At 48.3% G+C, this 561-nt stretch carries 1 protein-coding gene; it reads right to left on the bottom strand.

The features are described 5' to 3' along the window. A partial coding sequence (locus GMD4S_RS12595; RefSeq protein ID WP_000305801.1) for an alpha-hydroxy-acid oxidizing protein occupies positions 1-561 on the bottom strand: 561 nt, incomplete at both ends.

Raw genomic sequence — 561 nt, forward strand, 5'->3', positions numbered from 1 at the left:
AGTCAAAGACAATTGGCACACGTTTATCAACTGCTTCTGCTACTTCTTGAAGTGAGTCAAAGGCAGCTGGCCCACCGTCGATTTGGCGGCCACCGTGGTTGGTTACCCAGATACCAGAAGCACCTGCGGCAAGAGAACGTTCAACGTCCTCACGGCATTGTGGCCCCTTGACATACACAGGAAGACCTGAGTATGTAGCGATAAATTCGACATCGCGTGGAGACAAGCGTTGTTTAGCTGACTTGTAAACAAAGTCCATTGATTTTCCAGCACCTTCTGGCAGGTATTCCTCAACAATTGGCATGCCAACTGGGAAGACAAAACCATTGCGCTTGTCGACCTCACGATTGCCCCCTACAGTTGCATCCGCCGTCAAGACAATTGCTTTGTAGCCTTCAGCCTTCACACGGTCCATGATATGGCAGTTAATCCCGTCATCCTTACTAAAGTAAAATTGGAACCAATGAGGTGTCCCTTGAAGAGCTTCCGTAATTTCTGGAAGGTCAACGGTAGAGTAGGAACTAGTTGTATAGAGAGAACCAAATTCATGCACACCACGCG

Source organism: Streptococcus sp. GMD4S (assembly GCF_000296955.1).